Genomic DNA, 7,607 nt, shown 5'->3' with positions numbered 1-7,607 from the left:
TGACTGAAAACGGAAAACCCGGCAAGGTTGCTATCATTGCCGTCGTCAGAAAAATGGTCACCATCCTCAATGCGAGAATGCGTGACCATTATGCTTTAATACTTGACGGCTAATACCGCTGCTTTTTCATTGGGCTGGCGAACAGAAACCCGTAAGGTTTGTTTCACACGATTGCAGTCAAACGGTAACGCAACCGACACGGATGGCTCATACCATTCGCCAGCTTTTCAAATGAACAACACCGAAGACACGTTTCCATGCAAAAACGCCCAACCGAACGCCAGGCCGGTATTGTCGAACTTGTCCGTGCAGATGGCTTTCGCACCATCGAACAGCTTGCCGAACGCTTTGATGTAACGCCGCAGACCATCCGGCGCGACGTCAATGCGCTGTGTGATGAGGGGCTGCTGCGACGCCGACATGGCGGCGTTGAACCGGCACTCGAGCATGAAAACATCGCCTATCGGGCGCGCAAGGTGCTGAACGTCAATGACAAGCGCAAGATCGCAGCTTTGGTTGCGCGTGAAATCCCCAATGGCGCATCCCTGTTCTTTTCAATCGGCACCACGCCGGAGCTTGTCGCCAACGCCCTGTTGCAGCACCGTGATTTGCGGATCTTCACCAACAACCTCAATGTTGCCTATGTCGCGGCCACCAACGACAGCTTTGAGGTCACCCTGATTGGTGGACGGCTGCGCAATCGTGACCGCGATGTTCTTGGGCCGGAGGTCGAGGCGTTCTTTAACAGCTACAAGGTTGATTACGGCATTTTCGGTGTTGGTGGCATTGATCCGGACGGAAGTCTTCTTGATTTCGATGAACAGGAAGTCCGCGCCCGATCCGCGATCCTGAAAAATGCGCGGAAATCCTATCTGGTGGCCGATCACACCAAGTTTGGCCGCAATGCGGTAGTGCGTGGTGGCTCCATCCGCGATGTCAGCGCGTTCTTTACCGATTGCCCACCGCCCGACCACATTGCCGAAATGATCACAAACGCCGGCGTCGCCCTTTACGCCCCGGAACCGGGTGCAGATTTTCCGACCTTCTTCATTTCTGACGAAGACTGAAAAGCTTAGTGTCCAGCCTTACGGCTTTCTGCAGCTGCCTTCAGGCTATTACAGACGGCCTTTAGTCCCGGCGTAAGGGTTTTGTCACGGCGCATGACAATGGCAAGCTCGCGCGCCAATGGTGGTGACAGCGGGCGGGTCTTGATCGGGAACTGGGTGCGATCCGGCCTTGCGCCCATTTCGGGCAGGATCGTCGCGCCGATCCCTGCCCCGACAAGCTCCCTGATGGCTTCGACACTGCCCAGCTCCATCACCGATCGCCCGTTAACACCGAATTTGCGCAGCCATTCATCAACCAGTGTCCGGGTCAGTCCGCCGCGCTCATAAAGCACCAGTGGCATGGCCTCCAGATCGATGGGGCGGATGACATCACCAACATCGGCATCCGCGTGAAATATCGCAACAAACGGGTCGGTCATGATCGGCGTTACTGACAGGCTTCGCCCGGTGCACGGCATGGTAACAAGCCCGACATCCAGCTTGTTGTCTTCGATCGCGCGCACGATATCGCTGGCATTGCCTGTCCGAACCATGATTTCAAGTTTAGGAAAGCTGCGTTGAAGCTTTTCGAGGATTGCTGGCAGGAAATATATACAGGCTGTTGCCCCGGTTCCAATCCGCACACGTCCGGCCGTGCCACTTGAAAAGCCGGCAACTGCATCCTCTGCCGCGCGGACGGATGCATCTATGTCGGTGATACGGGCAAGAAGCGCCAAACCGGCCGGGGTGGCTTCGGCACGTTTACCAACGCGCTCAATCAGTTTCACACCCATTCTGGTTTCAAGCTGGCGAACTTGCTGGCTGATAGCCGGTTGACTGAGATTAAGCTTGTCAGCTGCCGCGGAAAAGCTACCCAATGCCACAACATCCGCAAAGGCATGAAGCTGATCAAGGTTGAGCGCACGCATATAAAACTTTTCCTTATGCTGTGCATAATTTATCAAAACTTATCTTATGCCGTGTTTGCGCATATTGTCAGCTCAAACATCACCATGCCGGATAAAGCCATGCCTCTGAATACCGCTACCAAAGACGCTGCAACGCCACACTCAACCGAAATCACCATCCGCGATGCCGTGATTGAGGACATTCCGGCCATCACCGCGATCTATCGCCACCATGTGCTGCATGGCACGGCTTCTTTTGAGGAAGAAGCGCCCGATGCGACCGAGATCGGTAATCGCTTTCGCGCCATTCGCGATAAGTGCATGCCCTATCTTGTTTCCATCCGAGATGATGTAATTGTGGGATATTGTTACGCCAGCACCTATCGCCCACGCACGGCTTATCGCCATACGGTCGAAAACTCGATCTACGTTGCCCCGGATTGCGTCGGACAGGGCGTTGGCAGTTTGTTGATGAGCGCCCTGATTGAACGCTGTGAGGCAGGCCCCTGGCGGCAGATGGTTGCGGCCATTGGCGATAGTGCCAACAAGGCCTCGATCACTTTGCATCAGCGCCATGGCTTTGAAATGGTCGGGACATTCAAGAAGGTCGGTTACAAGTTTGATCGCTGGCTTGATTCGGTTCTGATGCAACGCTCGCTTGGCGAAGACAGCCCCGTCATCCCGAGATCCTGACTGCACACAGAAAAAACACCCGCTTTTGAAAGCAAAAGCGGGTGCAAGGCTGCTCCGTTAACAGGGGAGCGGGAGTGTGCATCTGTGATGGAGGTTTTATCTATTTGGCATAACCGATTTCTTTGAGGACTTCGGCGATTTCGGGAAGGATCGCCGGATCATCAATCGTTGCCGGGGTGTTATAGCTTTCGCCATCGGCGATGGAACGCATAGTCTTGCGCAGGATCTTGCCCGATCGGGTCTTGGGCAGGCGTTCAACCACGGTAGCCTTTTTAAAGGCTGCCACCGGGCCGATCTGATCGCGGACCATGGCAACGATTTCGGCCAGGATCGCGTCATGCGGGCGGGTCACACCGGATTTCAGGACGATGAAGCCAAGCGGCAATTGCCCCTTAAGGTCATCATGCACACCAATGACCGCACATTCGGCAACGTCGGGATGACCTGACAGGACTTCTTCCATGCCACCCGTCGACAGGCGATGGCCCGCAACGTTGATGATGTCGTCCGTGCGCGACATGACATAAATATACCCATCTTCATCAATGAAGCCGGCATCGCCCGTAGCGTAATAGCCCGGGAATTCTTCAAGATAGGACGACTTGAACCGGTCGTCATTCTGCCAAAGCGTCGGAAGCGTTCCCGGTGGCAGCGGCAACTTGGCAGCCAGCGCGCCAATCTGGCCACGTTCAAGCGGCTTTCCTGCCTCGTCCAGAACCTGAACATCCCAGCCGCAGGCCGCAACCGTCGGAGAGCCATATTTGATCGGCAGCAATTCAATCCCGCGCGGGTTGGCACAGATCGACCAGCCGGTCTCGGTCTGCCACCAGTGGTCAATCACCGGCACGCCGAGGCTGTTTTCAGCCCACTGCAGGGTGTCGGGGTCCGAACGTTCACCGGCAAGATACAGCGCCTTGAGACTGCTAAGGTCATAATTGGCCATGTGCGCGGCTTTGGGATCATCGCGCTTGATCGCACGGAATGCCGTCGGTGCAGTAAACAGGACCTTGACCTTGTGCTGGGAAATCACCCGCCAGAAGGCACCGGCATCAGGCGTCCCTACCGGCTTACCTTCAAACATCACCGTGGTACAACCGGCCAGAAGCGGCGCATAAACGATATAGGAATGGCCAACCACCCAACCAACGTCGGACGCTGCCCAGTAAACGTCGCCGGCCTCAACATCATAGATGTTCTTCATCGACCAATTAAGCGCGACCATATGGCCACCATTGTCACGGACAACGCCCTTGGGCTGGCCGGTGGTGCCAGATGTGTAAAGGATGTAAAGCGGATCGGTGGCTTCAACCGGCACACAATCAGACGGTGCGGCCTTGGCGCATTCGACTTCCCAGTCGTAATCACGACCATCGATCAACAGTGCATCGCTTTGCGGACGCTGGAACAGGATGACGCTTTGGGGTTTGTGCTCTGCCATGGCGATGGCTTTATCAAGCAGCGGCTTGTATTCGATCACGCGCGACCCTTCGATGCCGCAGCTTGCGGTCAGGATCAGTTTTGGCTTGGCATCATTGATGCGGGTTGCCAGTTCGTTGGACGCAAAACCGCCAAACACCACAGAATGGATTGCACCGATACGCGCGCAGGCCAACATCGCCATCGCGGCCTGCGGGATCATCGGCATATAGATAATCACGCGATCACCCTTGGTCACACCGCGCGCATGCAGCGCCCCGGCAAGGCGGGCAACATCGTCGCGCAGATGGGAATAGGTGAATGTCTGAACCGTGTTTGTGACCGGGCTGTCATAGATCAGGGCGGGCTGATCGCCGCGGCCGTCTTCGATGTGCCGATCAAGCGCGTTATAGCAGGTATTGACCTTGCCACTGGTGAACCAGCGGTAAAATGGTGCGTTGCTGTCATCAAGAACGCGATCCCACTTCTTGTACCAGGAAATGTTTTCAGCAGCTTCTGCCCAAAAGCCTTCCTTGTCGGCGATCGAACGTTCGTAGATTTCCTGATAGCGACCGGTCATTGGCGAAAAACCCTCCCGCGGCGTTGGTCTGGATACATCCATAACCGGAAGCATCCGTAGCGTTATGCTCGTAAATCGGCATCATAATACCGATTTAATTCGCGCATACCCCTTAGACATTGGTAGAGCCTCGTAATCCCTTATTTTCTGCGGATTACAATTACTCAAAATACAGACATAACTGATCCCCTAAGGCCCGGGATTCGTATGTCTTTGCGGTGATGTGATTAATGTGGGGAGTTGCCCGAAGTTTTGAAGTGCAGACATAAAGTTGCCGCCTCAAGCGTGGGCGATAAGATGAGGCGGCAAAAGCAAGAGTTAGGAAATCTATGAGGTCGTCAAACCGTTCACGTGGGAGATCGCGTGTTCTTGCTCACGCGTTTGGCCACGCCCGAACGGCTAATGGGTTATTCGGTTTATCTCGTCCTTGATTTCAAGCTTGCGACGTTTAATGTCTGCGACAACGGAATCGTCGGGCGCCGGGCGGCGCGTCTCGAGGTGGAGTTCCTGCTCAAGCGCAGCATGTTTGGCAGTAAGAGCTTCGATATGGCTTTGAACGCTCATTCGCCTACTCCTTATATCTGACATTGCCCACAGGAAGATGGTATTAATTTCGTAACATGATTTCCAGTGTTTCGATCAGGAACGTGAACAGGAACACAGTGTCGCAAGGAACGCTATGACGCAAAAAGATCGACTTATCATTGGCATAACCGGCGCGTCCGGGGTGATTTACGGCATACGTTTTTTACAGCTGCTGAAAAATACGCCAACCGAGACTCATCTGGTCCTTTCGAAGGCAGCCGAGCGCACCATCGCCTATGAAACCGATTTTAAAATCCGCGAAATCAAGGAGATGGCGGACGTTGTCCATGACAATGCCGACATCGGTGCCCCGATTGCATCGGGATCGTTCCGTGCACGCGGCATGATCATCGCCCCCTGCTCCATGAAGTCGCTGGCCGAGGTGGCGAGCGGAGTCGCAGATAATCTGATTGCGCGCGCGGCAGATGTGATGCTGAAAGAACGTCGGCGTCTGGTGCTGATGGCGCGTGAAACGCCGCTTCATGCCGGCCATATCCGTAACATGGCGCAGGCAACTGAAAACGGCGCGATCATTGCCCCGCCGGTCCCGGCATTCTATGCCCGGCCGCAATCACTTGAAGAAATGGTGACGCAAAGCTGTGCGCGGGTTCTGGATCTGTTTGATATCGACCTGCCCGAAACTGCCCGCTGGGGTGATCCCGAAGCCAGCAATCAAATCCCGGTCACCGGCAAACCGAAAAACCGCGACTAGGCCCTGGGCTGGAGAGACCAAAACGCTAGGCGATCCCCATCAAGCGGGTCAGCTCGCCAAGTGCTTTGTCACACGCGTTCTGATCAAGCTCAAACCGATTGGGTGACAGATAGGCGTGCGCGGCGGCAATCGGGTCATCAATCGGTACCGTTTGCACCACTTCGCACAGAATGTGCTGTTCGATGCGTTCGGCCTGTAATTCTTCTGCTTTGACCTTTTGGCGTAGGTCCTGCGCACTCGCACGCGGGTCATTACGCAAGTGCCGCCGCGTATGACGAAGCGGCTTGATGACGTTTTCGCGCCAATCGCGAACAGATGCCTCGAGCGAGGAAATGCTCATCGGCGCCAGCCCCTTTTGACCGAGAAAGAACATGAAAAGCAGCATGTTCACATCAAGGTCGCAGCGATCCTGAAGATCGAGACACAGCTTGGCCACGCCGTCGCGACCATACATCGCGACCGTAAAGGCCCAGACTTCTTCCTGATCCATTCCCAACCTGCTTGTTTATTATTGGATATCAGACTGTTTTGGCCGTTCTGGCAACTTTCGGCGGATGCCCCAGATAGGCGCCAAGCCCCTTGGCGGTCGACACCATTGTGCCCGCGGTATCCACAAGTCGCGGTCCGACGATGACATCTTCCATCGCGACATCCACAACCTTGCGCTGCTGCCAGGCGCAAACGCGATCAAATTTCTTCTCTGCAATCAGATCCACCGCATGCACCCCAAAGGCGGATGCAATTACACGGTCACGCGGCGATGGTGTGCCGCCACGCTGCACATGGCCCAATACCGTCACACGGGTTTCCCAGCCGGTCCGCTCGCCCAACTCGTCGGCCAACCAATGACCAATACCGCCATAACGAACCTTTTGACCGTCGTCCCCCTGTGTGACCGCCGATCCATCGTCACGTTTGACGGCCTCAGCCACGATAACCAAGGCATGGTTGCGGCCGCTTTTGCGGATGTTGAGGCAATGCTGGGTCAACTCATCAAGGTCATAATCCATTTCCGGGATCAGGATGACATCCGCCCCACCGGCCACCCCGGCAAACAGGGCGATATGCCCGGCATCGCGCCCCATGACCTCAAGGATCATGATCCGGTCATGAGATGCGGCAGTCGGCTGCAAGCGATCCAACGCATCGGTCGCGACATTCACGGCCGTGGTAAAGCCGATGGAATATTCGGTTTCGGCAAGGTCGTTATCGACCGTCTTTGGGATACCGACCAGATTGATCCCGCCCATCTTGGCCAGACGATGCAAGATGGCCATGCTGCCATCCCCGCCAATCCCGATCAGGGCATCCAGACCAAGCTTGCGATAGCCTTCGATAACTTCGCTGGACCGGTCGGCAAAACTGCCACCCGGCATCGGGTAATGGAACGGATCGCCCTTGTTGACGGTTCCCAGAATTGTCCCACCAAGGCGCAGCATCCCGTCATTATTGACCTGATCATTAAGGTCAATCGCCTGGGGCGGATCCTGCATCAGGCCATGCGTGCCCTGACGGATACCGACAACGTCCCAGCCATAGCCCAGAACAGCACGACGAACGACCGCAAGAATAACCGCATTCAGTCCGGCGCAATCACCGCCACTGGTCAAAACTCCGATCCGCATTTGCTTCCTTCCCAATCGTGCCAAATTTGTTTTACAGGGTGG

At 55.6% G+C, this 7,607-nt stretch carries 8 protein-coding genes and 1 pseudogene; 3 read left to right on the top strand and 6 right to left on the bottom strand.

The genetic code is table 11. The features are described from left to right. Window positions 1–257 precede the first annotated feature (257 nt). The gene (locus UF64_RS08705; protein ID WP_044828171.1) at window positions 258–1,067 is read left to right on the top strand and encodes a DeoR/GlpR family DNA-binding transcription regulator; all 810 of its coding nucleotides are present in this window, start codon (window positions 258–260) and stop codon (window positions 1,065–1,067) included. Between the two features lie 5 nt (window positions 1,068–1,072). Here the strand turns inward: UF64_RS08705 and UF64_RS08700 are convergent, their stop codons facing one another. After that, window positions 1,073–1,783, bottom strand: coding sequence for a LysR family transcriptional regulator substrate-binding protein (locus UF64_RS08700; protein ID WP_369792945.1), 711 nt, complete (start codon window positions 1,781–1,783; stop codon window positions 1,073–1,075). 12 nt (window positions 1,784–1,795) lie between these two features. Further along, window positions 1,796–1,975: pseudogene (locus tag UF64_RS21145) on the bottom strand (LysR family transcriptional regulator); the annotation flags it as partial. Between the two features lie 99 nt (window positions 1,976–2,074). On the opposite strand from UF64_RS21145, the gene UF64_RS08695 reads away from it, so the two are divergent. Next, window positions 2,075–2,647 carry a GNAT family N-acetyltransferase gene (locus tag UF64_RS08695; RefSeq protein WP_044828256.1) on the top strand — a complete coding sequence of 191 codons (573 nt, stop codon included), beginning with the start codon at window positions 2,075–2,077 and terminating at the stop codon, window positions 2,645–2,647. A gap of 100 nt (window positions 2,648–2,747) precedes the next feature. Here UF64_RS08695 and UF64_RS08690 read toward each other — a convergent pair whose 3' ends face one another. Together UF64_RS08690 and UF64_RS19905 are read right to left on the bottom strand one after the other, a co-directional pair. Next, window positions 2,748–4,643, bottom strand: a complete 1,896-nt coding sequence (locus UF64_RS08690) for a propionyl-CoA synthetase (RefSeq protein WP_044828169.1) — start codon at window positions 4,641–4,643, stop codon at window positions 2,748–2,750. A 399-nt stretch (window positions 4,644–5,042) separates the two neighbouring features. Next, window positions 5,043–5,207, bottom strand: a complete 165-nt coding sequence (locus tag UF64_RS19905) for a YdcH family protein (RefSeq protein WP_081944367.1) — start codon at window positions 5,205–5,207, stop codon at window positions 5,043–5,045. A gap of 115 nt (window positions 5,208–5,322) precedes the next feature. Between UF64_RS19905 and UF64_RS08680 the strand changes: the two genes are divergently transcribed. Next, a complete protein-coding gene (locus UF64_RS08680) occupies window positions 5,323–5,940 on the top strand; it encodes a UbiX family flavin prenyltransferase (RefSeq protein ID WP_044828167.1) in 618 nt (205 codons plus the stop codon). A 25-nt stretch (window positions 5,941–5,965) separates the two neighbouring features. On the opposite strand, the gene UF64_RS08675 is transcribed toward UF64_RS08680, so the two are convergent. Continuing rightward, the gene (locus UF64_RS08675; protein ID WP_044828166.1) at window positions 5,966–6,430 is read right to left on the bottom strand and encodes a TIGR02444 family protein; all 465 of its coding nucleotides are present in this window, start codon (window positions 6,428–6,430) and stop codon (window positions 5,966–5,968) included. Between the two features lie 28 nt (window positions 6,431–6,458). Then, window positions 6,459–7,565 carry an ATP-dependent 6-phosphofructokinase gene (locus tag UF64_RS08670; RefSeq protein WP_044828165.1) on the bottom strand — a complete coding sequence of 369 codons (1,107 nt, stop codon included), beginning with the start codon at window positions 7,563–7,565 and terminating at the stop codon, window positions 6,459–6,461. Window positions 7,566–7,607: the final 42 nt, after the last annotated feature.

This window comes from Thalassospira sp. HJ (assembly GCF_000948415.1).
GTDB lineage: Bacteria > Pseudomonadota > Alphaproteobacteria > Rhodospirillales > Thalassospiraceae > Thalassospira.
Note: the sequence above shows the minus strand (reverse complement) of the source record. Positions and strands in the feature narration are given on the sequence as shown.